This window comes from Hydrogenimonas sp. (genome assembly GCF_029933015.1).
Taxonomy (GTDB): Bacteria; Campylobacterota; Campylobacteria; order Campylobacterales; family Hydrogenimonadaceae; genus Hydrogenimonas.
The window spans coordinates 1-23,656 of sequence record NZ_JAOZOZ010000010.1; the positions used below are offsets into that span (position 1 = coordinate 1).

At 56.3% G+C, this 23,656-nt stretch carries 22 protein-coding genes and 3 tRNA genes; 13 read left to right on the forward strand and 12 right to left on the reverse strand.

Annotated features, from left to right (window positions below):
- Window positions 1–48: 48 nt before the first annotated feature.
- Window positions 49–729, forward strand: a complete 681-nt coding sequence (locus tag Q1K23_RS01515; RefSeq protein WP_300361522.1) for a YdcF family protein — start codon at window positions 49–51, stop codon at window positions 727–729.
- A gap of 178 nt (window positions 730–907) precedes the next feature.
- Here the strand turns inward: Q1K23_RS01515 and Q1K23_RS01520 are convergent.
- The 5 genes from Q1K23_RS01520 to Q1K23_RS01540 all read right to left on the reverse strand — a co-directional run bounded on the left by Q1K23_RS01520 (window position 908) and on the right by Q1K23_RS01540 (window position 4,439).
- A tRNA-Asp gene (locus Q1K23_RS01520) sits at window positions 908–984 on the reverse strand.
- Between the two features lie 31 nt (window positions 985–1,015).
- Window positions 1,016–1,091: transfer RNA gene (locus tag Q1K23_RS01525), tRNA-Lys, on the reverse strand.
- 30 nt (window positions 1,092–1,121) lie between these two features.
- Entirely contained in the window at window positions 1,122–2,348 is a 1,227-nt protein-coding gene (locus Q1K23_RS01530) for an ArsS family sensor histidine kinase (protein ID WP_300361526.1), read from the reverse strand.
- Complete coding sequence (locus tag Q1K23_RS01535; protein WP_300361528.1) at window positions 2,345–3,019, reverse strand: response regulator transcription factor; 675 nt, start codon at window positions 3,017–3,019, stop codon at window positions 2,345–2,347. The genes Q1K23_RS01530 and Q1K23_RS01535 overlap by 4 nt, the downstream gene beginning before the upstream one ends.
- Before the next feature lie 22 nt (window positions 3,020–3,041).
- The gene (locus Q1K23_RS01540) at window positions 3,042–4,439 is read right to left on the reverse strand and encodes a DegQ family serine endoprotease (protein WP_300361530.1); all 1,398 of its coding nucleotides are present in this window, start codon (window positions 4,437–4,439) and stop codon (window positions 3,042–3,044) included.
- 424 nt (window positions 4,440–4,863) lie between these two features.
- Here Q1K23_RS01540 and Q1K23_RS01545 point away from each other — a divergent pair, with 424 nt between their 5' ends.
- A complete protein-coding gene (locus Q1K23_RS01545; RefSeq protein ID WP_300361533.1) occupies window positions 4,864–5,682 on the forward strand; it encodes a DUF6544 family protein in 819 nt (272 codons plus the stop codon).
- Complete coding sequence (gene pgeF, locus Q1K23_RS01550) at window positions 5,679–6,374, forward strand: peptidoglycan editing factor PgeF (protein WP_300361536.1); 696 nt, start codon at window positions 5,679–5,681, stop codon at window positions 6,372–6,374. The genes Q1K23_RS01545 and pgeF overlap by 4 nt, the downstream gene beginning before the upstream one ends.
- Here pgeF and Q1K23_RS01555 read toward each other — a convergent pair.
- The 6 genes from Q1K23_RS01555 to rsmA all read right to left on the reverse strand — a co-directional run bounded on the left by Q1K23_RS01555 (window position 6,355) and on the right by rsmA (window position 12,826).
- A complete protein-coding gene (locus tag Q1K23_RS01555) occupies window positions 6,355–7,563 on the reverse strand; it encodes a replication-associated recombination protein A (RefSeq protein WP_300361539.1) in 1,209 nt (402 codons plus the stop codon). The genes pgeF and Q1K23_RS01555 overlap by 20 nt on opposite strands.
- Window positions 7,564–7,629: 66 nt before the next feature.
- Window positions 7,630–8,022 carry a secondary thiamine-phosphate synthase enzyme YjbQ gene (locus Q1K23_RS01560; protein WP_300361542.1) on the reverse strand — a complete coding sequence of 131 codons (393 nt, stop codon included), beginning with the start codon at window positions 8,020–8,022 and terminating at the stop codon, window positions 7,630–7,632.
- Window positions 8,019–8,873: a pseudouridine synthase gene (locus Q1K23_RS01565; RefSeq protein ID WP_300361544.1), complete on the reverse strand. Its 855-nt coding sequence runs from the start codon at window positions 8,871–8,873 to the stop codon at window positions 8,019–8,021. The genes Q1K23_RS01560 and Q1K23_RS01565 overlap by 4 nt, the downstream gene beginning before the upstream one ends.
- The gene (locus Q1K23_RS01570; protein ID WP_300361547.1) at window positions 8,870–9,835 is read right to left on the reverse strand and encodes a KpsF/GutQ family sugar-phosphate isomerase; all 966 of its coding nucleotides are present in this window, start codon (window positions 9,833–9,835) and stop codon (window positions 8,870–8,872) included. Before Q1K23_RS01570 ends, Q1K23_RS01565 begins: the two co-directional genes overlap by 4 nt.
- Window positions 9,836–9,921: 86 nt before the next feature.
- The gene (locus tag Q1K23_RS01575) at window positions 9,922–12,021 is read right to left on the reverse strand and encodes a ribonuclease J (protein ID WP_300361549.1); all 2,100 of its coding nucleotides are present in this window, start codon (window positions 12,019–12,021) and stop codon (window positions 9,922–9,924) included.
- Complete coding sequence (rsmA, locus tag Q1K23_RS01580; protein ID WP_300361551.1) at window positions 11,942–12,826, reverse strand: 16S rRNA (adenine(1518)-N(6)/adenine(1519)-N(6))-dimethyltransferase RsmA; 885 nt, start codon at window positions 12,824–12,826, stop codon at window positions 11,942–11,944. Before rsmA ends, Q1K23_RS01575 begins: the two co-directional genes overlap by 80 nt.
- A gap of 135 nt (window positions 12,827–12,961) precedes the next feature.
- Between rsmA and hisF the strand changes: the two genes are divergently transcribed.
- From hisF to rlmN, 3 genes are read left to right on the forward strand one after another with little or no spacing between them, the layout of a single operon-like run.
- Window positions 12,962–13,723 carry an imidazole glycerol phosphate synthase subunit HisF gene (gene hisF, locus Q1K23_RS01585; protein ID WP_300361554.1) on the forward strand — a complete coding sequence of 254 codons (762 nt, stop codon included), beginning with the start codon at window positions 12,962–12,964 and terminating at the stop codon, window positions 13,721–13,723.
- Window positions 13,720–14,307 (forward strand): purine-nucleoside phosphorylase, encoded by a 588-nt coding sequence (locus Q1K23_RS01590; protein WP_300361556.1) that lies wholly within the window; start codon window positions 13,720–13,722, stop codon window positions 14,305–14,307. Before hisF ends, Q1K23_RS01590 begins: the two co-directional genes overlap by 4 nt.
- A 25-nt stretch (window positions 14,308–14,332) precedes the next feature.
- Entirely contained in the window at window positions 14,333–15,361 is a 1,029-nt protein-coding gene (gene rlmN, locus Q1K23_RS01595; protein WP_300361570.1) for a 23S rRNA (adenine(2503)-C(2))-methyltransferase RlmN, read from the forward strand.
- A 63-nt stretch (window positions 15,362–15,424) separates the two neighbouring features.
- Here the strand turns inward: rlmN and Q1K23_RS01600 are convergent, their stop codons facing one another.
- A complete protein-coding gene (locus Q1K23_RS01600) occupies window positions 15,425–16,363 on the reverse strand; it encodes an RluA family pseudouridine synthase (protein ID WP_300361558.1) in 939 nt (312 codons plus the stop codon).
- A gap of 107 nt (window positions 16,364–16,470) precedes the next feature.
- Here Q1K23_RS01600 and purB point away from each other — a divergent pair, with 107 nt between their 5' ends.
- From purB to Q1K23_RS01635, 7 genes are all read left to right on the forward strand, one after another.
- Entirely contained in the window at window positions 16,471–17,802 is a 1,332-nt protein-coding gene (purB, locus tag Q1K23_RS01605) for an adenylosuccinate lyase (RefSeq protein ID WP_300361560.1), read from the forward strand.
- Window positions 17,803–17,834: 32 nt separating this feature from the next.
- Window positions 17,835–20,198: a ribonucleoside-diphosphate reductase subunit alpha gene (locus Q1K23_RS01610; protein ID WP_300361573.1), complete on the forward strand. Its 2,364-nt coding sequence runs from the start codon at window positions 17,835–17,837 to the stop codon at window positions 20,196–20,198.
- A gap of 145 nt (window positions 20,199–20,343) precedes the next feature.
- Complete coding sequence (locus Q1K23_RS01615) at window positions 20,344–21,366, forward strand: ribonucleotide-diphosphate reductase subunit beta (protein WP_300361562.1); 1,023 nt, start codon at window positions 20,344–20,346, stop codon at window positions 21,364–21,366.
- Entirely contained in the window at window positions 21,353–22,099 is a 747-nt protein-coding gene (locus Q1K23_RS01620) for a carbon-nitrogen hydrolase family protein (protein WP_300361564.1), read from the forward strand. Before Q1K23_RS01615 ends, Q1K23_RS01620 begins: the two co-directional genes overlap by 14 nt.
- Window positions 22,092–22,730: a protein-L-isoaspartate(D-aspartate) O-methyltransferase gene (locus Q1K23_RS01625; RefSeq protein WP_300361565.1), complete on the forward strand. Its 639-nt coding sequence runs from the start codon at window positions 22,092–22,094 to the stop codon at window positions 22,728–22,730. Before Q1K23_RS01620 ends, Q1K23_RS01625 begins: the two co-directional genes overlap by 8 nt.
- Window positions 22,731–22,823: 93 nt before the next feature.
- Window positions 22,824–23,537 (forward strand): DUF3972 domain-containing protein, encoded by a 714-nt coding sequence (locus Q1K23_RS01630; RefSeq protein ID WP_300361567.1) that lies wholly within the window; start codon window positions 22,824–22,826, stop codon window positions 23,535–23,537.
- Window positions 23,538–23,571: 34 nt separating this feature from the next.
- Window positions 23,572–23,649, forward strand: a tRNA-Pro gene (locus Q1K23_RS01635).
- Window positions 23,650–23,656 lie beyond the last annotated feature (7 nt).

Below are 23,656 nucleotides of genomic sequence, written 5' to 3' on the forward strand. Positions count from 1 at the left end.
GTCAAGGAATTGGATAAAATGTCGGCTTGAATTGCACTTATGGGTTGAATGGGCGGGTTGAATGGGCGGTACCTTCTTTCGATCGATCCTGTCTCCAACCCGCTTCTGCGACTGTTCGAAGATCCCTATCGCCACACTCCCCTCTTTTCGAATGCCGATGTCGTGGTCTCCCTGGGCGGCCATAAAATCCCTTCCGTACCGATTCCTCTCTCCGACGAAACGCTCAAGCGCCACCTCTACGCCCTCGCCATCGGCCGAAAACTCGATATTCCCGTCATCATTACAGGAACGGGACGGGACGGATACAGTGACTACGAAGCGCTGAAATCCTCGCTGGCCACTCTGCGACCGATCCTGAGGGCGGATGCGACGGATTTTCGGAAAGATTTCGGCGAAGGTTACGCCATAGTGCCCGAAACCGAAAGTGTCGACACTTTCGAAAACGCACGCAACACGATGGCGCTGATAAAAGATCGCAACGCTTCCATCGTTATCGTCACATCCGCCTATCATATGCGCAGAGCCCTTCGACTGTTCCGCCTGGCGGGAGCTTCGAATCTGCATCCGGCGGCCGTCAACTTCTACACCCACGGCGACAGACCTCTGAAGTGGCGGGATTTTCTCCCGACGGTCTGGTCGCTTTTGAACAGCTATCGGGCCCTGCACGAAGCGCTGGGCATGGTGAAGGTGTGGACGAGGGAGAGGGTTCAAATGAATGAAGGATGTTGAATGGGTGATGCTTGCTGCACGCTCGAAAGAATAGCGCGGTGGATGGGATTCGAACCGGAGGAGCGTGAATCAGACACAAGCTGTTTTTATGTTGGCAGACGCGGACGTCGAGCGAAGCGGGTTTCTGTTTATGTTTGCAAAGTAGGGATTTGATTGCCGAAAAAGCGGGAAAAAAGGATGGCGCGGTGGACGGGACTCGAACCCGCGACCTCCGCCGTGACAGGGCGGCATTCTAACCAACTGAACTACCACCGCGCCGAAAAGTAAAAAATCTGAAAAAGTATCGTGGTGACCCGTGTTGGATTCGAACCAACGGCCCATTCCTTAAAAGGGAATTGCTCTACCAGCTGAGCTAACGGGTCAACCGGGACCGAAATTATACACTTTTTTCTTTAAAATCTTATTATAAATCTGTTTTTTCCCTCTTTGTACTCGTATTCGAAGGTAAAACCGTGGGCTTTGGCGATCATGTCCACGATATAGAGTCCCAGACCCAGGCCGCTGATGGCGTCGCTGCCCTGGGTATAGGGCTGGATGTAGTAACTGAGGGAGTGGGGGAGTTTCTTGCCGCTGTTTTCGACGATGATGGCGTGCTCGTCGGCGACGAGATGGAAGGTTTTGTCCTCGGAGTATTTGATGGCGTTGTCGATCAGGTTTTTGAGTGCGATGCTGAGGAGTTTGAAATCCCCTTCGATTCTCGCCGGCTTGATCTCGTAGGTCCCTTTCTCCTTTTCCACCATCGCCAGGTCGATCGCCTGATCCACCAGGTCCTGCATGACGATCGGGCGGATATTGAGGGGAAACTGCCCGCTGCTGAGCTGTTCGATCGTGCCAAATTCGCTGATCGTGCTGTCAAGCCGCATGAAGATCCGCTCCAGGCGGTCTTTCTGCTTGCAGTCGGGCAGCATCTGGACCGTCAGCAGGCCTTTGGTCAGCGGCGTTTTGAGCTCGTGCATGATGTTTCGGATGAAGAGGTTGCGGGAGCTGATGAGCAGGCGGATTCGGCCGATCGCCTCGTCGATCGCCTGGGAAACCTGGGCGATCTCGTCGCTGCCGTCGATTTTGCAGTGGATCTCCAGCTCCCCCTCTCCGAACTTTCTGATGCAGCGCTGCAGATATTTCAGAGGCCGCAGCTTGAACCAGATCGCCCAGAAGATCAGCAGCATGATGAAGGCCGTCACTCCGAAATAGACCCAGACCACGAGCGGATCGTAGGGCCTGAACTTCAGATCCTCGAAAAGGATCAGCTTGCCGCGGGCGTTGATGAGGACATAGATGTGGTCGCCCTTTTTGAGCATGTCGATGAAGCCCGAGGGCGTGGGCTGACGTCCCAGCAGCTTGGCCCCCATAAGCAGCGCCTTTCCCTCCTCCTTGTCGAGGATCCATTTCATTTTGTATTTTCTGGCGGTTTCGGCGATCTCTTCGGCGGTATCTCCCCGCTCGATACGAAGCAGGATGTTCTGGGCGAAGAGGATGTTGCGCTGGACGACCATCTGGTTGTGGCGGAAGCGGTCGTTGACGCTGTAGAAGTAGAAGGCGGTGCCGGCCGCCAGAAAGGCGATGGCGAAGATCGCCGCGATAAAGACGAAGATCGAAACGCGTCGCAACGGCTGTCTCACGGCGTCAGTCTGTACCCAAGACCCCGGACGGACCGGATGAACCGGGGATGTTTCGGATTGTCGCCCAGTTTGTGCCGGATGCGGCTGATGATGACGTCGATACTCTTGAGGGAGCTCTCCTCGTGCACGGCGTCGACGTTGTAGATGAGATCCTCTCTGGAGACCACTTCGTTGGCGTGCTCGATCAGATAGGCCAGTATCCCGTACTCCGCCGCCGTCAGATTGAGCGGTTCGCCGTAGAGATAGATCATCTTCGTCGCGTCGTCGAGATAGAGATCGGCCCGCTGGGTTTCGCTCTCGCTCTTGTCACGGCCGATGCGGCGGAGGATCGTCTTGATGCGCGCCACCAGCTCCCTGGGGTCGTAGGGTTTGGGCAGATAGTCGTCCGCCCCCTTCTCCAGCCCCACGATCTTGTCGGTGATGTCGCTTCTTGCGGAGGAGATGATGATGGGGATGTTGGTCTTCTTGCGAATCTGTTCGCACACTTCCAGACCGTCCATCCCCGGCAGCGTCAGGTCGAGAATCACCAGGTCGAAACGCTCGGTTTCGAGCTCGCTGAGCCCCAGAAAGGGATCGGGCACCGACTTCACTTCGATGTTGAAGCGCTGCAGATATTCACTCAGAATCTCGGCGAGCTCCTCGTCGTCTTCGATCATCAACACTTTGACCATGGCGATCCTTGCTGCTGGATTGTCAATCGACGACCAGAATGCGGATCATGCCACGGCGATTGATGTAGACACGTTTTTTGCCGCTGTACTTCTTCATCGCCTTTTCGACATCTCCGACGTTTTTGATCATCGTATCTTCGATCTGAATGATAATATCTCCCGGCATAAACCCGGCTTTATCCGCGTCGCTGCCCTGTTTCACTTCGGAGACGATCACCCCTTCGATATCGTCGGGGATCCCAAGCTGGTTGCGGATCTGCGGCGTAAGATTCTGCAGTGTCAATCCTCCGACGACACCTCTGTCACCTTCGATCGAAATCTTGCTGTCGGGAAATTTCGCCAGTTTGACCTTGACGGTTTCGAGCTTTTTGTTTCGCTCGTATGTGATTTTCACCTCTTTGCCCGGAGGAATCGCGCCGATCACGTTTTTGAGATCGCTGGCATCCTTGATCGGCTTGTCGTCGACTTTGACGATCAGGTCGCCCCGTTTCAGGCCCGCCTTCTGGGCCGGCGTATCGGGATCCACGTTGAGCACGACCGCTCCCTCTTTGTTTTTGTAGATTTTTCTCAGTTTGGGATCGAGATCGCTGATGCTGACACCCAGATAGCCGTATTCGACCTTTCCGTGCTCGATCAGCTGGGTCGCGACACGTTTGACCATGTTGACAGGAATCGCGAAGCCGATCCCGTTGTTGGCGCCGCTTCGGGTCAGAATGGCGCTGTTGATGCCGATCAGCACACCGCGGCTGTCGACCAGCGCCCCGCCGCTGTTGCCCGGATTGATCGCCGCGTCGGTCTGTATGAAATTCTCATACTGGTTGATCCCCATGCTGTCTTTCCCCAGCGCCGAGATGATCCCCTGGCTGACACTCTCTCCGACACCGAACGGGTTGCCGATGGCGAAAACCAGATCGCCCGTCTTGAGGGTGTCCGAATCGCCCATCTTGATAGCGGGAAGGTTCTTGGCATCGATCTTGATGACGGCGACATCGGTCTTGGGATCGGTCCCCACGATTTTCGCCGTATACTCTTTCGTGCTTCCGGGCAGCGTCACGTGCACCTCGTCCGCCCCGTCGACCACATGGTTGTTGGTGATGATGTAGCCGTCTTTCGTGACGATGACACCCGATCCCAGGGAACGCTCGATACGCTCTCTGGGCATCATCTGCCCGTAGGGCATGTTGAAAAACTGCCTGAAAAAGGGGTCCATGAAGGCCTGGGGAATGTTCTCCTTCACCTTTTTCTTGGCGGAGATGTTGACGACGCATTTGCTGGCGTATTCGATCGCTTTGTTGAACGAAAGGATTTTGCCCACTTCCGGCATGACACGCTGGGCGGCGGGAGCCTGCTGGAACTGCACGTCTCCGGCCATCAATACGGCAGCCAGTGCGGTAGAAAGAAACAGTGCTTTTTTGGTCATGAAAACTTCTCCTTTTTCATTTGACGTTTCCTGATATCAGCTAAAATTGTCAGGGGATGAATTTTTTGTCTTCTCGTGTCAATGATGGATGACAACACCAACCCCCACCGAGGCAAAAGCGGGTTGGCGCTCTTTCAAACCCTATGCGCTTGTTCGGTCTAAGGAAAGGAGGCAATTTGCGCGGCACCCCTACAAGGTGCCCAAGGGAGTAAGAATGCAATTTGCTTGCATAGGGTTTGAAAGAGAGCCAAACCATCGAGACTTTCATCGGTGCCTTTGCGGACACCTTGTCAAATGGTTAACAGTATTGTAAAGCATGTAAAGTAAATGCCGTCCAACGAATGGTAAACCGAAAGTAAATATTGCTATAATTCACCAAAAAATTCGGGAAAAACCGAACCCAAAACCCTTTCAAGGAAATCCTGTGCCGCCAGTCATCAAAAAGATCATCGCCGTCATCGTCATTCTAGTCATCGCCAATGTGGGATTCGTCTGGTACGGCCAGGCGAGTTTCGACACCACCTTCCAGTCGCTGGCGAAAGCCTTCAGTGAAAACAACGCCACGGCAGCACGGCAGTCAAATCCGCCGGCTCCCATCGCACGGCAGATCGAGCGCTCGAAGGTCGCACAAAACGGCTACGGAACGATCCTGCTTCAGCTGGAGGGCACCTACCGGCGCAAACCCTCCTCCAAAGCGATCGGGATGCACGCCCTGGCTCTGCTGAGACCCACGCCCGACATGCTCTGGGCCGTCCGCCTCGAAAGCAATCCTATCGTAACCTTCAACGCCCTGGAAACCTACCACGGTGGCCGCGCGAAGATGCAGACGATGCTCTTTGGCATCATCCCCACGGGCGAGTTCGACTCGGAGGCATTCGCGAAATCGGAACTGACGAGGGTGCTGGCCTACGCCCTTTTCAATCCGGCTCTTCTGGCGTGTGAGTGCATCGCCTACGAACCGGTCGACGCACACCGTATCCGGGCCACGATCAGTGACGGCGGTATCTCGGCCACCGTCCTCTTCGAAAGCGACGAGAAGGGCGATATCGTCAAAGTCACCAGCGACGACAGGGTCCGCCCCGTCAAAGGGGGCATGGCGCCCGCCCCCTGGCAGATGACGGTCCAAAACTACGGCGATCTCGACGGACTGCGCATCCCCGTATCGGTCGAAGAGGCCTGGATCCTGGAAGGAAAACCGGCGGTCTACGCCGACTACCGCGTCACGTCGGCCAAGCGGCTGTGATCGTCAAAACCCTCTTCACTGACCGCCACGGCGGGGTAGGGGAGGCCCCCTACGACACCTTCAACCTCGCCTTTCACGTGGGCGACACCCCCTCCGCCGTCGCCGTCAACCGCCAGATCCTGCAGCAGCGGTACGACACCCCGCCCATCGTCTGGATGGAGCAGGTCCACGGCGACACCGTCCGCATCGTCGAAAACGCCGATCTCGATACGATAAGCGCATGCGACGCCATCGTCACCGACCGGCCCGGCATCGCCCTGGCGGTCATGGTGGCCGACTGCATTCCCATCCTCCTCCACGATCCCGAACGAGGGGTCGTCGCCGCCGTCCACGCCGGCCGAAACGGCACCTTTTTGCAGATCGCTCCCAAAACCGTCGAGACGATGGCGGAACGTTTCGGCTGCCGACCGGAAGAGATGCGGGTATGGATGGGGCCCTCCATCCGCGTCTGCTGCTACGAAGTGGGCGACGAAATCGCCGAAATCGCACGGAAAAATTTCGGGGAAGCGTATGTGAACGGTCGTTCTCTCGACCTGCCGGCCCTCAACCTGGACCAGCTCCTGAAAGCGGGCGTCAAGCCCGAAAACATCGAAGTTTCAAGCGTCTGCACCCGCTGCGACAAAAACTATTTCTCCTACCGACGCGAGGGTACGACCGGACGGTTTGCAGGTCTCATCTGGATGGAGGCTTAGAGCTGCCGGTTCTAATCTTTTCGATCCACTCGTCGAGCCGCTTTTCGTAGCCGACCCTTTTGGATTCGTAGAATTTCAAAGGCTTTTGCAGATAGGGCTGCTCGACCCAGCCGCCGAAGTCGTGGGGGTAGAGATAGCCCGGATGGTCGGGGCTGCGCAGATGCCGGGGCACCGGCTGGAGCTCCCCTTTCTCCACGGCTTTGACGGCCCGGTTGACGGCGGTGTAGGCGGCGTTGGACTTGGGGGAGCTGGTCAGGTAGACGCAGCACTGGCTCAGAATGATGCGCGCTTCGGGATAGCCGATACGGCTGACGGCCGTCATCGTATCCACGGCGATGCCCAGGGCGTTGGGATTGGCGTTGCCGATATCCTCGCTGGCGAAGATCACCATGCGCCGGGCGATGAATTCTGGCGGCTCGCCGCCGACGATCAGGCGGGCCATCCAGTAGAGCGCCGCGTCGATGTCGCTGCCCCGCATGCTTTTGATAAAGGCGCTGGCGAGATTGTAGTGGGTATCGCCGCTGTTGGCGCCGTCGTGCAGGGCGGCGGGACGAAGCTGCCTGAGGGTCTCCACGCTCACCTCTTCGGCCGTCGCCGCGGCCGCTTCGAGGAGATTGAGCATGGCGCGCATGTCGCCGCCGCTGGAGTCGATCAGATAGGCCGCGGCCGCTTCGTCGACGATGATCCCCTCTTTTTGGGCCACTTTTTCGAGCATACGCTCCAGATGGTGCGGCTGCAGCGGCTTGAACTCGAAAAGCAGGGAGCGCGAACGCATCGCCGCGGTGAGGGAGAAGTAGGGGTTCTCCGTCGACGCGCCGACGATCAGCGCGTCGTAACGCTCCATAAAGGGCAGAAGCACCTCCTGCTGGGTCCTGGACAGCCTGTGGACCTCATCGATGAAAACGAGCGGTTTTCTGAGCGCCTGGGCGTACCGTTTGAAGATGGAGCGCAGCTCGTCGACCTTGAGGGTCGTGGCGTTGAGCTCGTAGAAGGGACGGTCGAGGATTTCGGCGACGAGACGGGCGAGGGTGGTCTTTCCCGTACCGGGCGGACCATAGAAGAAGCTGTGCTGCAGAGCTTCCCGTTCGATGAGCTTTCGCAGCGGTGCGCCGGGAGCGAGGAGGTGCTCCTGGCCTAAAAAGTCGTCGAGGCTTTTGGGCCGGTAGAGGAGGGCGAGATTCTTACGCATTGCCCATTAGGCGCGAAGCGCCTTCCCCAATGACCAATGACCAATGACCAGTGACCAATGACAAACTTAACCGATCACCTGCACGATGACTTTCCGCTCCCGCGGACCGTCGAATTCGCACAGAAAGATCCCCTGCCACTCGCCGAGCATCAGCGCGGCGTTCTCCATCGGTACGACGACCCTGGCGCCGCAGATGGCCGACTTGATGTGGGCCGCTGCATTTTCTCCCTGATGGTGGTAGGCGTGCTGGGCCGGCGCGATACGTCCCATCGCCTCCAGAAAGTCGCGTCGGAGTTTCGGGTCGATATTTTCGAAAAGGATGATGCTGCAGGTCGTATGGGGCGTGAAAACGGCGACCAGTCCGCTCTTGATCCCCTTTTTGATCATCGCTTCGCGCACCTCCTCGGTGATATCCACCATCTCCGACGTATGGCGTGTGTTGATCGTCAGTTCCATCATCGTTCCGTCTCCTCCTCTTTTTGGGTTTTGCGCATTTTGTGATTCTCCTCCTGCTGCGCCTTGATGAAGGCATGCAGGTCGTCGTACTCCTTCTGAGTCAGAAACCGCGTCTTTCCTTTGGGGAGGTTGTTGAGAGAGATGCCCCCGAAGCTGACGCGGTGCAGGTCCAGCACCTCCCGGTCGAAATGGGCGAAGAAGCGGCGCAGTTCACGGTTTTTTCCTTCCCCGATCGCGACCCTGATCTTCGAATAGTTGGATTCGTTCTTGAGAATCTGGTAGGCGAAGAAGGGCGCGAACTCCATCTCGTCGATCTCGCTCTTTTCGTGCGCCCCCTTTTTTCCTTTGATGCGGATTCCCTCCTGCATCGCCTTTTCCATGGCATGGGTGATGGAGCCTCTGAGTTTGAGGTTGTAGACCCGCTCCAGGTTGCTGCGCATCAGGATATCGGCGACTCTCGGCGAATCGGTCAGCAGCAGCAGCCCCTCGCTGGCGTAGTCGAGCCGTCCCACGGGAACGAAATGGGCGAAACGTTTCGGAAGGGCATCGTAGATGGTTTTCCGCCCCAGCGGGTCCTTTTTCGTCACCAGCTCCCCTTTGGGCTTGTGGTAGACGATGACCGTCATTTCGTGCATCGATTTGGGTTTGACCGGGCGGCCGTTGACTTTCACCTTGTCCTCTTTCGTCACCCGGGTGGCCAGGTCGGTCACGACCTTTCCATTGACCTCTACCTTCCCTTCGGCGATCAGCCTGTCGGCTTCCCGGCGGGAGTATTTCGTGTTGTGGGAGATGAATTTGTTGAGCCGGATTCCATCTCCTCTCTTTCCGGTTTCCGGTTTCTGCTTTCCGTTCATTTCTTGATTCCCGCTTCCACCAGATCGTGAAGGTGCAGCACACCTTTCACATGCCCTTCGTCGTCGACGATGGGGAGCATCTGGATTTTGTGATTTTCGATCATCTCGAGCGCTTCGGCCGCGAGCATTCTCGGATTGGTACATGTTTTGGGCGAGAGGTTGGCGTATTTCACCGCTTCGGCTTCGATGGAGAAATCCTTTTTCATCAGGGCCCGACGCACGTCGCCGTCGCTGAGCACACCGGCCAGTCTGCCGTCGTCGTCCAGGATCAGGACGTTGCCCAGACGCCCCTCGCTCATGACGACGACCGCTTCCTTCAGAGGCGTTTTCATCCCTATGACAGGCAGGTTCTCCCGGCGCATCACATCCTCGATCTTGACGAAAAGCCGTTTGCCCAGCGCACCGCCGGGATGGAAGGAGGCGAAATCCTCCGCCCGGAAATTGCGTTTTTTCATCAGGGCCACGGCCAGGGCGTCACCCAGCGCCAGCGTCAACGTCGTCGAAGAGGTGGGGGCGGCTCCCAGCGGACACGCCTCCTTTTCGACATGGATCGAGAGAAAGACATCACCGTATTCGGCCAGGGTCGAGTTTTCATCTCCCGCCATTGCGATGAGGGGAATGTCGAACCGTTTGATATGGGGCAGGATGTTGATCAGCTCCTCGCTCTCGCCGCTGTAGCTGATGGCGATGACCGAATCCTCGGGCCCGATCATCCCCAGGTCGCCGTGAAGCGCTTCGGTGGGATGGATGAAGAAGCTCGGCGTCCCGGTGCTGGCCAGCGTGGCGGCGATCTTCGCGCCGATCAGTCCCGATTTGCCCACCCCCGTCACGATGCATTTGCCCTTCGTGGCGTACATGATCTCGACGGCGCGGTCGAAATCCTCGTCGATACGGTTCATCGCATCCAGAAGCGCCTGCGCTTCGGTCTGCAACACGTCTTTGGCGATATCCTGCGGATTCATCTATCTCCCTGGGAGGCTTGGGTTTTGGTTATAGATTTTAGCATAAAGCGGGAAGGGGAGGGAGGTTCACCCTCCCGAAAAGGCGGTCAGACGACATAGATGGTAGGCACGATCAGCGGATAGCGCTTCATCTTCCGAAGCACGTGTTTGCGCACCGCCTGACGGATGTCGTTTTCGATCGTACGGGTATCGAGCTGCTCCGCGTCTTTTTGGTGCACCATGTAGGTTTCGATGATCGCTTCGACCTCTTTGGCGAACTTCTTGTCGTCCTTGTCCGCCACGAGACCGAAACTGCTGACCCGCGGATGGCCCACCAGTTTGTGGGTGCGCTGATCGATCTGCGCGACGATCATGATGATCCCCTCCGTCGCCAGCTTCTGGCGGTCGAGGACGATGTCGTTCTGGATCTCGGCGTTGGCCTGGTTGTCGATGTAGGTCTTTCCGGTCTTGATCGCCTTGACCTTTTTCATGTACTTGGGTGTGATCTCCACCTGGTCGCCGTCGCTCATGAGCAGGATGTTTCTCTCGTCGACGCCGCATTCGACCGCCGTTTTGGCGTGGCGGGCGATGTGGTTGTACTCGCCGTGGACCGGCAGGAAAAATTTGGGCTGCGTCAGGCGCAGCATCAGCTTCTGCTCCTCCTGGGCCGCGTGTCCGGAGACGTGGATCTCGCTGAAATCCTGATAGGCCACCGTCGCGCCGGCGCGCATCAGATGGTTCATGACCCGTGAAACGCTTCCTTCGTTGCCCGGAATCGCCTTGGCCGAGATGATGATCGTGTCGCTGGGCTTGATCTTGATGTGGCGGTGCTCGTCGGTCGCCATCCGGTAGAGGGCGCTCATCGGCTCTCCCTGGCTTCCCGTGGTGACGATCAGGACTTCGTTGTCGCTGTAGCGCACCACTTCGTGGGCGTCGATGAAGATATCCTCGGGCAGATCGATATACCCCAGCTGTCGGGCCGTTTCGAGGTTACGCTCCATCGAGCGCCCGATGACGGCCACTTTCCGGCCATATTTGAGACCGTGTTCGATCGCCTGGTAGACACGGTGGATGTTGGAGGAGAAGGTCGACATGATGACGCGTCCCTTCGCCTTGGCGAAAAGGTGGTCGAAAGTGGGGCCGACCGTCTTTTCGCTTCGCGTGATTCCCGGCTTGTGGGAGTTGGTACTGTCCGAAAGCAGCAGAAGCACCCCCTCCTCGCCGTACTGGGCGATACGGTGCAGATCCGCCGGATAGTCGTCCACGGGCGTGTGGTCGATCTTGAAGTCGCCCGTATGGAAGATGACCCCTGCGGGCGTACGGATCGCCAGCGACGAAGCGTCGATGATGGAGTGGGTCATGTGGAGCCACTCGATCTCGAAATCTCCGATTTTGATCGGTTTGCGCTTCTCGACATAGCGGAAATATTTGGCCTTGTCGTTCTTGAGGCCGTGCTCGTCGAACTTGTTGGCGATCATCCCCAGCGGCAGCGGCGTCCCGTAGATCGGAAACTTGAGCTCCTTGAAGAGGTAGGGCACGGCACCGATGTGGTCTTCGTGGGCGTGGGTGATGACGATGCCGTCGATCTTGTCCTTGATCGCATGCAGATAGCTGAAATCGGGCACCAGGATGTCGACGCCGTGCATCTCCTCGCTGGGGAAACTCATCCCCACGTCGATGATGATGGCGCTGTTTTCGGTTTCGAGCACCGCCATGTTGCCACCGATCTCTCCCAGACCCCCCAGGGGCGTGAAACGGACGCGGGCCTTGTTGTTGATATCGATCTTGTTGGCCGTCTTCAGACGCTCCTCGTGAACCGCCTTGTTGGCGGCGATCGCCTGGTTGATATCGGTGTAGACACCGTCTTTGCTCCGCTGAACGTTGGCGGGTGTTTTGTAGTGGGATTCGGGGTTGCGGCTGTTGCCCCGTCCCCGTCCTCTCTGGCCGCCGCGGCCGCGCTGGGAGCTTTTCTGGCCGCCGCGCTGCTTGCTCTGGCCGCCCTGCTGGGAACTTTTCTGCTGATCCTGACGCTTTTCTCCCTGCTGCTGGCTGCCGCCGCTTCGGGGGCGTCTGGGACGGCGGCTCCGTCCGCCTGAACTTCCGCCGCCGCTTTGCTGAGCGTTTTGGCTACTCTGGTTTTTCTGATTGTTTTGATTGTTCTGATTGCTGTTGGAGGGGTTGTTCCCCTGCTGTTTCTTTTCGTCCATCTGTATCACCTTTCAATAAACTGTATAGGTGGTGATAGAGGGATGTCTCCACTTCATGGGGACGGACGGAGGGTTTGAGGCCGAGTCGCTCGAGAGCCCTTTTTACATCGTTCTTGTCGAAACGGGCCGAAAGATTTCTGGCCAGTGTCTTGCGCGGCTGGGTAAACGCCGTCTTCAGAAACGTTTCGAACGCCGGGTCGTCCAGGGAGCAGTGCTTGACGATCCGCAGAATCGACGACATCACTTTGGGGGCGGGCACGAAAGATTCGGGCGGTACGTCGAATAGCAGCCGCGCATCTCCACAGCTCTGCGCCAGTACGGCAAGAGACGAAAAAGCCTTTTCGCCCGCTTTCGCACTGAACTTCTCCGCCACCTCTTTCTGCACCATGACAAGAAGACTCGAACAGTTCGGGTCCTTGAGCGCACGCAAAATGATGTTGGTCGCGATGTAATAGGGGAGATTGGCGACCAGATGGTAGGGCCGGTCCTCCAAACTCTCTTTTTCCCAGTGACTCAGAACATCTGTGCAACGAAGTTTCAGCCGCCCATTTTCCAGGTCCGCTGCAAAACGCTGGCGCAAATGTCCACAAAGGTCTCTGTCCACCTCATAAGCGGTGACATCCTTTTTCTCGACCAGATATCTGGTCAAATCACCTAATCCAGGCCCAATCTCCACGACCGGTCTGTCGTCGTTGGGCATCGATTCGATGATCCTGTGCAAGACGGTTTCGTCTTTGAGAAAATTCTGGCCGAACTTTTTTTTGGCCCTCTTCTCTTCGGAATTGAATGAATTGCGCTTAATCATACTGAAACTTTTCTTAAATTTAGATTATGTTTTTTAAAAAACGCTTAAAGCTTTACACATTTCATCGACGAATGCGATATAATGCGACGAACATTATACATATAAATGGAAAAAATACAAATAGGGGTCTGCTCCTTGGAAACATTCGCAAAACGTATCATTCCCTGTCTCGACGTCAAAGACGGACGGGTCGTCAAGGGTGTCAACTTCGTCGGTCTCAAGGATGCCGGCGATCCTGTCGAAGTGGCCAAACGCTACAACGAGGAGGGGGCGGACGAAGTCACGTTTCTGGACATCACCGCCAGCCATGAAAACCGCGACACGATCGTCCACATCGTCGAAGAGGTCGCCAAAGAGGTTTTCATACCCCTCACCGTCGGCGGGGGCATCCGCAAGCTCGAAGACATCTACGCGCTTTTGAATGTCGGATGCGACAAAGTGAGTGTCAACTCCGCCGCCATCAAACGGCCGGAATTCATCGACGAAGGGGCCAAGCGCTTCGGTTCCCAGTGCATCGTCGTCGCCATCGACGCCAAACGGGTCGCTCCCGGCAAATGGAACGTCTTCATCAACGGCGGACGGATCGACACCGGCATCGAGGTACTGGGCTGGGCGAAAGAGGTGGTCGACAGAGGTGCGGGCGAGATCCTGCTCACTTCGATGGATGCCGACGGCACCAAGGCCGGTTACGACAACGAGCTCAACCACGCCGTCAGCACGGCCGTCAACGTCCCTGTCATCGCCAGCGGCGGTGCGGGCACGATGGAGCACATCAAAGAGGCTTTCGAAGCGGGAGCCGACGCGGCTCTGGCCGCCTCGATCTTCCACTTTAGAGAGATCGAGATCGCCGACCTGAAGCGCTACCTTCACGACAACCATATACCGGTACGCCTATGATCGTCTGCGCGGGCAACAACGAGACCTTCCCCTTCGCCACGCCGATCGGAATGGGGCTGTGTGAAAGCGCTGTCAACCTGACACGTCTTGTCATGATGACACCGCCGGAGTTTCTTCTTTTTGTCGGGAGTGCGGGCAGCTACGGCCATTACGAAATTTTCGATATCGTCGAGTCGAAGGCCGCCAGCCAGATCGAACTCTCTTTTCTGGAAAAAAAGAGTTACACACCCCTGGAAAACAACGTTATCGTCTCCGACGAAAATGTTTCACGTGAAACACCCGTCACCAAACTGGCGAACGCGGACAGGCCTATCATCGTCAACTCCAGCAACTACATCACGACGGACTTCGATCTCGCGAAGCGCTTCAACGGACTGGGGATAGGGCTGGAGAACATGGAGTTCTATGCCGTGATGCAGGTGGCCCAGAGCTTCGACATCCCATGTGGGGGAATTTTCGTCGTCACCAATCGCTGCGACGAAAAGGCCCATCAAGATTTCGTCAGAAACCACGACGAAGCGATGAAACGACTGACAAACTATTTGACAAAGAGGATACCCAACCTTGAAACCATCGATTCTTGACTACACTCAGGACGAACTGGGAGAGATGATTCCCCCCAAGTTCAGAGCGAAACAGATTTTCAACTGGATCTATCAACAGCACGTCGACAACTTTTCACAGATGGAAAACATCCCGAAAAAGCTGAGAAACGAGTTGGAAGAGAGATTCGTTCTCTCACCCTTGAAGATCGTGCAGAAACAGCAAAGCAGCGACGGCAGCATCAAATATCTTTTCGGGCTGCGGGACGGACATACCGTCGAAGCGGTCCTTTTGAAGATGAAGGATGCACAGTACGATGAAAAAGGGGAACTGATTCACCATGCCAAATACACCGTCTGTGTCTCGACCCAGGTGGGATGCAAAGTGGGGTGTGCGTTCTGTCTGACTGCCAAAGGAGGTTTCATACGAAACCTTACGGCTGGGGAGATCGTAGGGCAGGTACTCGAAATCAAGAAAGACAACGACATCGCCAGTAACCGTAGAGTCAACATCGTCTACATGGGTATGGGCGAGCCGCTCGACAACCTCGACAACCTTGCCAAAGCGATCAGGATATTCGCCAACGAGAATGGACTCAGTATCTCGCCAAAACGACAGACCGTGTCAACGAGCGGCATCAGCACGAAGATCAAAAAGCTCGGCGAAATGGAACTCGGTGTGCAGTTGGCGATCAGTCTGCACGCCGTTGACGACGAGTTAAGGGAAGAGTTGATACCGATGAACAAGGCTTACAACATCGCGTCGATCATCGAAGCGGTCAGAGCGTTCCCGGTCAATACACGTAAACGTGTCATGTTCGAGTATCTTGTCATCAAGGACGTCAACGACGACATCGCCAGTGCCAAGAAACTGATCAAGCTCCTCGAAGGGATAAAGTCGAAGGTGAATCTGATCTATTTCAATCCCTATCCGGGCACACGTTTCGAGCGCCCCGAGCCCGAAAAGATGAAAAAATTCCAGGAATACCTGCTTAGCAAGGGGCTGCTTTGCACGATTCGCGAGTCGAAAGGCCTCGATATCAGCGCAGCCTGCGGTCAGCTCAGAGAGCAGGAACTCGAAGGAGTGACGAAATGACCTACCTCGACTACGGAATGATACTTTTCCTCGTCCTCGTCGTCATCGTCGGGGTCGGAGGATTCATTCTGGCGAACCGGGATTGAACCGGTTGTCAGGTTTGACAATCAACCCTTTCAACGACTCGAAATCGAATTTCGACACGAGACGATAGAGAGTCCCTTCATAATCGAACTCCAGAGACTGGGCGTGCAGAAGCATCCGCTCGGCCCCCATGTAATAAAGCCTCTTCTCCCTTGACAGTTTCTTGTCAAGATACTCGATCGCGACGTCGTTGGGTACGCCGTAGATCGGATCTCCGATGATCGGATGTTTCACGTGAAACAAATGGACCCTGATCTGATGCTGTCTGCCGGTATGGGGAAAAGCTTCGACGAGGGTCGCGTCGTGCTCTTCATCGTATTCGATCGGCACGAAGTGTGTCAAAGAGGGTTTCCCCTCCGGATGGACCAGAACTTTCAGTTTGATCGTGGAGAAGTCGTCGTTTCTCTTCAAGGGTACATTCACTTCGAAGGGTTCCGTGATCTTTCCACGCACCCAGGCGAGATAGCTCTTTTTGACGCCACGCGCCTCGAAAAGCATCTTCAGCTTTCTCTCCGCGTCCTTGTTACGGCTTATGAGCAAAAGACCGCTGGTCTCCATGTCGATGCGATGGATCGCGTTGGCTCCGTTGCCGAAGATGTGACGGATGTCGTCGAGCATGGAGTAGGGGGTTCGGTGGGTCGTCGGGTGGACGAGTACGCCGCTGGGCTTGTCGAAAAGCGCGAAATCTTTCGCCACGAAGATCGGCTCGACGCCACGGCTCTCGGGGACGAACTGTTTGACCTGGATATCTCCCGAGATCTCTCTGCCGCTGTGGGTCCAGACACGTCCGTTGACAAAAAGTCTGCCGGTAGCGACAATCTTCTGCGCTTCCCCCTGCCTGACGCCGAGCTGTCGCATCAGAAACAGAAATGCCGGTGTCGGTTTCTCGATATAGAACGATCGGTTGACAAAAGCCATAAAACTCCCAATAGATGATGTTTGAAATTTTTACCTCTTTTTAACACATTTTTCTATAAAATCTCTATATTTTCAATGGGTAATTTTTACTGAGCAAAAGGATTGTAATGGTCGAACGATACGCCAGAGAAGAGATGAAGTCCAAATGGACGATGCAGGCCAAGTACCAGGCGTGGCTCGATGTGGAGATCGCAGCCGTCAAAGCGTGGAACCGTCTGGGCCTCATTCCGGATGAAGACGCCAAAAAGATCGAAGAGAACGCCTCTTTCGACATCGATCGCATCGACGAGATAGAGAAAGAGACGCGACACGATGTCATCGCTTTCCTGACATCCGTGGCGGAGAGCCTCGGAGAGGAGAGCCGCTGGGTACACTACGGCATGACCAGCTCCGACACGATCGACACGGCTGTCGCCCTGCAGATGCGCGACAGCCTGAAACTGATCATCGAGGATGTCAAGCAGGTGATGGAGACGATCAAGCGGCGCGCCATGGAGCACAAAATGACGCTGATGGTCGGACGCAGCCACGGCATCCACGGCGAGCCGATCACCTTCGGCCTCGTCCTTGCCATCTGGTACGACGAGATGAAACGGCATCTGAAAAATCTGGAGGAGACGCTGGAAGTGATCAGCGTCGGCAAAGTGAGCGGCGCCATGGGCAACTTCGCCCACGCCCCGATGGAGCTGGAGGAGTATGTCTGTGAAGAGCTGGGGCTCAAACCCGCCCCCGTGAGCAACCAGGTCGTCCAGCGCGACCGCTACGCCCGCCTCATGAGCGCTCTGGCTCTGGTGGCATCCACCGTCGAGAAGATCGCCGTCAACATCCGCCACTTCCAGAGAACGGAAGTCTACGAGTGCGAGGAGTACTTCCACAAAGGACAGAAGGGAAGCTCCGCCATGCCCCACAAACGCAACCCGGTGCTCAGCGAAAACCTGACGGGACTGGCGCGGATGGTGCGAAGCTACTGCATCCCGGCCATGGAGAACGTGGCCCTCTGGCACGAGCGTGACATCAGCCACAGCTCCGTGGAGCGCTTCATCCTGCCCGACGGCTTCGTCACCGCCGACTTCATGCTGATGCGCCTCAACGGCCTGCTGGACAAACTGGTCGTCTACCCCGAAAACATGATGAAAAACCTCAACCTCACAGGCGGCCTGGTCTTTTCACAGCGGGTACTGCTGGAGCTTCCCAAACGGGGCGTGACCAGGGAAGACGCCTACAAGATCGTCCAGCGCAACGCGATGAAAGTGTGGGAGGACCTGCAAAAGGGCAAACCGGCCCTGAACGAAAAAGGGGAGAGCCTCTATCTGCAGTATCTCCTCGCCGACGAAGAGCTGCGCAGCAAACTGAGCGAAGAGGAGATCCGTGACTGTTTCGATTACGGATACTACACCAAAAACGTGGACAGAATTTTCGCCCGCGTCTTCAACGACTGAAATTGAGAGGGAGTTAAATGTCACTGGGAGTGTTGACAGTCATCAAGCGAAACGGCAGAGCCGAACCGCTTGACATCACGAAGATTCAAAAATACACATCGGCCGCCGTCGAGGGACTCGAAGGTGTCAGCCAGAGCGAACTGGAAGTGGATGCGAAAATCCAGTTCCGCGACCGCATCACGACCGAGGAGATCCAGCAGACACTGATCAAGACGGCCGTTGACAAGATAGACATCGACCGGCCCAACTGGACCTATGTGGCGGCACGTCTTTTCCTCTACGACCTTTACCACAAAGTCAACGGGTTTACAGGCTACAACCACCTGCGTGACTATTTCGAAAAGGGAGAGAAGGAGGGGAGGATCGTCCTGGGCCTCAAGGAGAAGTACGACCTGGACGATCTCAACGACTACATCAAGCCCGAACGCGATCTGCAGTTCACCTATCTGGGTATCCGTACCCTCTACGACCGATACCTTCTCAAAGACAGGGAGAACAACCCGATCGAACTGCCCCAGCACCTCTTCATGGGCGTGGCGATGTTCCTGGCCCAGAACGAGCTCAACTGCCAGGAGTGGGCCAAGAAGTTCTACGACGTCATCAGCAAATTCGAAGTGATGGTCGCGACTCCCACACTCTCCAACGCCCGCACGCCGCGCCACCAGCTCTCCTCCTGCTACATCGGAAGCACCCCCGACAAGATCGAGGGGATCTTCGACGCCTACAAGGAGATGGCGCTGCTCTCCAAATTCGGCGGCGGCATCGGCTGGGACTGGTGCAAGGTCCGGGGCATGGGCAGCTACATCGACAGCCACAAGAACGCCGCGGGCGGCATCGTCCCTTTTCTGAAGATCACCAACGACATCGCGATCGCCGTCGACCAGCTGGGCACCCGCAAAGGCGCCATCGCCGTCTATATCGAACCGTGGCATATCGATGTCTGGGATTTCATCGACCTGAAGAAAAACTCGGGAGAGGAGAGACGGCGCGCCCACGATCTCTTCCCGGCCCTGTGGATCAACGATCTGTTTATGAAACGGGTCGCCGAAGACGGCGTCTGGACGCTTTTCGACCCCTACGAGACGGGTGACCTGACCGACCTCCACGGAGAAGCCTTCGAAAAGCGCTACATCGAGTACGAAAACGATCCGGAGATCCTCAAGGAGCGGGTCAAGGCCAAAGAGCTCTGGAAAAAGATCCTGATGAGCTACTTCGAGGTGGGCAACCCCTTCCTCTGCTTCAAGGATACGGCCAACAAGGTCAATCCCAACGACCACTGCGGCATCATCCGCAGCTCCAACCTCTGTACCGAAATCTTCCAGAACACGGAGCCCAACCACTACAAAGTCCAGGTGAAATTCACCGACGGCACGACAACCCTCTACGAAGAGGAGGAGGATGTCAAGGTCGACAGCGGAATCGTCAAAAAGGCGAAAAAGATCACGGCGCTGGACAGCATCGGCGGCAAGGATATCTACATCGTCGAAAAGGTGGGCGAAGACGGCAAGACGGCGGTCTGCAACCTGGCCAGCGTCAACCTCTCCAAGATCAACACCCAGGAGGATATCGAACGGGTCATTCCGATCGCCGTTCGTATGCTCGACAACGTCATCGACCTCAACTTCTACCCTCTCGAAAAGGTCAAGAAGACCAACGAACGCTCCAGGTCTATCGGGCTGGGCGTCATGGGCGAAGCCCAGATGGTGGCGGAAAAGCAGGTCAAATGGGGCAGTCCCGAGCATCTCAACCTGATCGACGAAGTGATGGAGATGATCAGCTACAACGCCATCAAAGCCTCCTCCAACCTCGCCATCGAGAAGGGGGTCTATCCCGATTACGAAGGGTCAAAATGGAGCCGTGGCATCCTGCCCATCGACAACGCCAACCCCAACGCCCTGGCACTGACCGACAGGGGAGGGCTCTTCGGCTACATCTACGACTGGGAAGCGCTGAGGAAAAAGGTCAAAGAGGACGGTATGCGAAACGGCTACCTGATGGCCATCGCCCCCACCAGCTCCATCTCGATCCTGGTGGGAACCACCCAGACCATCGAGCCGGTCTACAAGCGCAAATGGTTCGAAGAGAACCTCAGCGGCCTGATTCCCGTCGTCGTCCCCAACCTCTCTCCCGATACGTGGGAGTACTATACCCCCGCCTACGAGCTCGACCAGAAGGTTCTGGTACGGGCGGCGGCGGTGCGCCAGAAGTGGATCGACCAGGGCCAGAGCCTCAACATCTTCATGTCCCTGGACAAAGCGAGCGGGCGCTACCTGCACGAAATCTACACCGAAGCGTGGCGCCTGGGAATCAAATCGACCTACTATCTGCGGAGCCAGTCGCCGGAGATGATCGAAGATGTCGCCGACCGCAGCATGGAGTGTCTGGGCTGTCAGTGAAAAACGGAAATTTCCAGTCGCCTTTTTCAGGCGGCCGGAGCCATCTTGTTATAAGTTTTTTTTATTTATAAAACCTATTTTATCTACTTTTCGATAAAATCAATTTCTCTCAAATCATCTCACACGCAAGAGGTACCTGACAACTATGAAAAAGAAGCTCTACAGCACCGAATGTGACACATCACGTTCGACTACCTCGATCATCAACGGCTGCACCGCCGGCATCATCAACCTCAACAGAAACCGGTACGAATGGGCCTACAATCTCTGGGAAGTGATGATGGCCAACACCTGGTTTCCCAAAGAGGTGGACCTGACCGAAGACGCCAGAGACTACAAACACCTCCTGCCCGCCGAAAAGCGGATGTACGACAAGGTCCTGGCGCAGCTGATCTTCATGGACTCTATCCAGACCAACAACACCGTTGACAATGTCAACCCCTGGATCACCGCGCCGGAAGTCAACATGTGTCTCGTACGTCAGGCCTTCGAGGAGGCGCTCCACTCCCAGAGCTATGCCGTCATGGTAGACTCCATCTCGATCAACACCGACGAGATCTACGACATGTGGAAATCGGACACGGAGCTGCTGCGCAAAAACTCCTTCATCGGGGACGTCTACGAAACCTACGGCGAAAAGGCCCAGGACGACGACGAGGCGAAGATCTACATGCTGGTGGCCAACCAGTGTCTGGAGGGAATCTACTTCTACAGCGGTTTCTCCGCCATCTACGCCCTGGCCCGCAGCGGCAAGATGCTCGGATCCGCACAGATGATCCGCTTCATCCAGCGCGACGAGGTGACCCACCTGGCACTCTACTCCAACATCATCAAGGAGATCAAGAAAGAGTACCCCCACCTCTTCAACGACCGTGTCGTGGGCAACATGCGCGAAATGTACCGCCAGGCCTACGAGCTGGAGCGCAACTGGGGATGGTACGTCACCGAAGACCAGATCCTGGGCCTCAACCAGCAGATCATCGACCAGTACATCCAGTACCTGACCGACAAGCGTCTCAAGGCGATCGGACTGGAGCCGATGTTCGGCGCCGACAACCCGATCAAATGGGTCGACAGCTTCTCGACGTTCAACGACCAGAAGACCAACTTCTTCGAAGGAAACGTCACGAACTACTCCAAAGGCAGCATCAGCTTTGACGACTTCTAGACCGCCGAAACGCTGCTTCGCCCTCCAGCTGCCGACCGATCCGGACGACTTCGAAACGAACGTTGACAGACTCTGTCGGGAGATCGAAAGACTCCCGGCGGAATCGATCGTGGTGACACCGGAAGTCTTCGTCACGGGCTACCCTTACGACCGCATGGAGGAGGCGGCGGAGGTTTCCCGAAAAGCGCTGGAGAGGGTATTGTCACTCTCGAGAGACAAAACCGTCACGTTGACAATCATCGTCAAAGAAGACGACAACTTCTACAACCGCACCTTCGTACTCCACAACGGTGAAATCGTCCACACCCAGGACAAGATACGGCTCTTCCTTCTGGGGGACGAAGACAGATATTTCGCGCCCGGCAGCGAAGAGAAGATGAAGATCTTCGAAATCGACGGGATGAAGATCGGCCTGATGGTCTGCTTCGAAGTGCGCTATACCGAGTTCTGGCAAAAACTTAGAGGCGCCGACCTGATCATGGTGCCCGCACGCTGGGGACTTCCCAGAAAGAGCCATCTGGAGATCCTGCCCCAGGCTCTGGCCATCTGCGACCAGTGCTACTGCATCGTCGCCAACAGCGCCGACGAAGAGATGGCCAAGAGCAGCGCCGTCATCGACCCCAACGGCGAAAAGATCGCGGACGACAACGCCGCCGTCATCGAGGGGGTCGTCGACTTCCGGCGTATCAGACTGATCCGCCGCTACATCCGCATGGGAATATTCAATGATTGAACGCGCCAAACAGATCAAACTGGAAAATTTCGCCGACGACATCGCGTCGGAGATCCCTTTGACACCCGCCATTTACAAAGCCTTTACAGCCGTCGACAGAGAGCTCTTCGTCCCCGTCGGTTTCAAACACTGGGCCTACCGCCTCGACGCCCTGCCGATCAAGGCGAACCAGTGGATCAGCTCACCGCTGACCGTGGCGAAGATGACCGTCTACCTGGAACCCGAGGGAGCCGACAACGTCCTGGAGATCGGCTGCGGCAGCGGCTACCAGGCCGCCATACTCTCGCAGCTCTTTCGGCGCGTCTTCACGATCGAGCGGATCGACGCCCTGCTCAAGGAGGCGAAAGAGCGTTTCAGGAAGCTCGATATCCACAACATCCACACGCGCCTCGACGACGGCCAGCGGGGGTGGCGCCAGTACGCTCCTTTCGAGAGGATACTCTTTTCCGCTTCGACGCCGAAAGTCCCGGAAACCCTTTTCGAGCAGCTCGCCGAAGGGGGCATCCTCGTGGCGCCGATCGAGAAGGGAGGCGAGCAGATCATCACCCAGTTCAGAAAGAGCGGAGAGACGATCACCGAAACACCGAAAGAGAGCTGTCTCTTCGTCCCTGTCAAATCGGGCGTGGAGTAAACGCCCGCTTTACACTCCAAACCGCCTATCCCCGGAGTTCTCCCCACGGTTTTTGGTATAATGTATCGAAAATGACAACGATGGGACAAAACGATGCAACAACTTGTCAAACCCTCCGAATACGCCAAAATGCACGGACTCTCCCGCCAGAGCGTCTACGCCAAGATCAAGCGGGGCACGCTCCCTTCCCGGAAGATCGATGGACGCTACTATGTCATCGTCGCGTCGGACATTGAATCGGAGGTTGACAAACCGACAACGGAAGAGACGATCGAGCGGGTATCGCTGATCGACGAGTACCGTGAAGTCCTCAGCGCCAAAGACGAAACCATCGAAGTCCTCAAAGCCGCCATCGAGGACCTCAAGGAAGCCAACGCCCAGATCACCCAGACGCTTCAGCAGGAGATCACGCTGCTCAAACAGGCTTTCCACGAAATGAAAGCGATCTACCAGCGCGACTATCAGCTCACCCACACCGCCCAGAGCGCGCCGGAAGAACAGGAGGAGGGCGGACACATCGAAGTCGAGCCCGAAGAGGCCCCCGCGACCCCCGTCACCGAAGAGAAGAGAAAGCCGGCAAAAAAGCAGAAAAGCAAAAAAGAGAAAAAGAAGGGTAAAGAGAGCGAGGAGGAGTGCTGGATCCCTCTCGGCGACCTCATCCAACGCCAACAGTTCAACTACAACAAAGCCAAACAGGTCGTCAAGCGTTTCAAGAAAGCCTACAAAAAAGGAGACAGGCGAATCAAGAAGCAAAACGGCATCTATTTCATCTCCTGCTACGATTTTTACGAAGATATTTTGGACTGAAGAAAAATTTTGGTATAATTCCCGTCTCCAATGTCGGGGTGTGGCGCAGCCTGGTTAGCGTGCTACCTTGGGGTGGTAGAGGCCGCGGGTTCAAATCCCGCCACTCCGACCATTGCTTC

Bases quoted from the DNA above. Each gene is read 5' to 3' on its own strand.
- Q1K23_RS01515 (WP_300361522.1), top strand. From the start codon at position 49: ATGGGCGGGTTGAATGGGCGGTACCTTCTTTCGATCGATCCTGTCTCC.
- Q1K23_RS01590 (WP_300361556.1), top strand. From the start codon at position 13,720: ATGATCGTCTGCGCGGGCAACAACGAGACCTTCCCCTTCGCCACGCCG.
- purB (WP_300361560.1), top strand. From the start codon at position 16,471: ATGGTCGAACGATACGCCAGAGAAGAGATGAAGTCCAAATGGACGATG.
- Q1K23_RS01600 (WP_300361558.1), bottom strand. From the start codon at position 16,363: ATGGCTTTTGTCAACCGATCGTTCTATATCGAGAAACCGACACCGGCA.
- Q1K23_RS01540 (WP_300361530.1), bottom strand. From the start codon at position 4,439: ATGACCAAAAAAGCACTGTTTCTTTCTACCGCACTGGCTGCCGTATTG.
- rlmN (WP_300361570.1), top strand. From the start codon at position 14,333: ATGATTCCCCCCAAGTTCAGAGCGAAACAGATTTTCAACTGGATCTAT.
- rsmA (WP_300361551.1), bottom strand. From the start codon at position 12,826: ATGATTAAGCGCAATTCATTCAATTCCGAAGAGAAGAGGGCCAAAAAA.
- Q1K23_RS01570 (WP_300361547.1), bottom strand. From the start codon at position 9,835: ATGAATCCGCAGGATATCGCCAAAGACGTGTTGCAGACCGAAGCGCAG.
- Q1K23_RS01575 (WP_300361549.1), bottom strand. From the start codon at position 12,021: ATGGACGAAAAGAAACAGCAGGGGAACAACCCCTCCAACAGCAATCAG.
- Q1K23_RS01615 (WP_300361562.1), top strand. From the start codon at position 20,344: ATGAAAAAGAAGCTCTACAGCACCGAATGTGACACATCACGTTCGACT.
- Q1K23_RS01555 (WP_300361539.1), bottom strand. From the start codon at position 7,563: ATGCGTAAGAATCTCGCCCTCCTCTACCGGCCCAAAAGCCTCGACGAC.
- Q1K23_RS01535 (WP_300361528.1), bottom strand. From the start codon at position 3,019: ATGGTCAAAGTGTTGATGATCGAAGACGACGAGGAGCTCGCCGAGATT.
- Q1K23_RS01630 (WP_300361567.1), top strand. From the start codon at position 22,824: ATGCAACAACTTGTCAAACCCTCCGAATACGCCAAAATGCACGGACTC.
- Q1K23_RS01565 (WP_300361544.1), bottom strand. From the start codon at position 8,873: ATGAACGGAAAGCAGAAACCGGAAACCGGAAAGAGAGGAGATGGAATC.
- Q1K23_RS01625 (WP_300361565.1), top strand. From the start codon at position 22,092: ATGATTGAACGCGCCAAACAGATCAAACTGGAAAATTTCGCCGACGAC.
- Q1K23_RS01560 (WP_300361542.1), bottom strand. From the start codon at position 8,022: ATGATGGAACTGACGATCAACACACGCCATACGTCGGAGATGGTGGAT.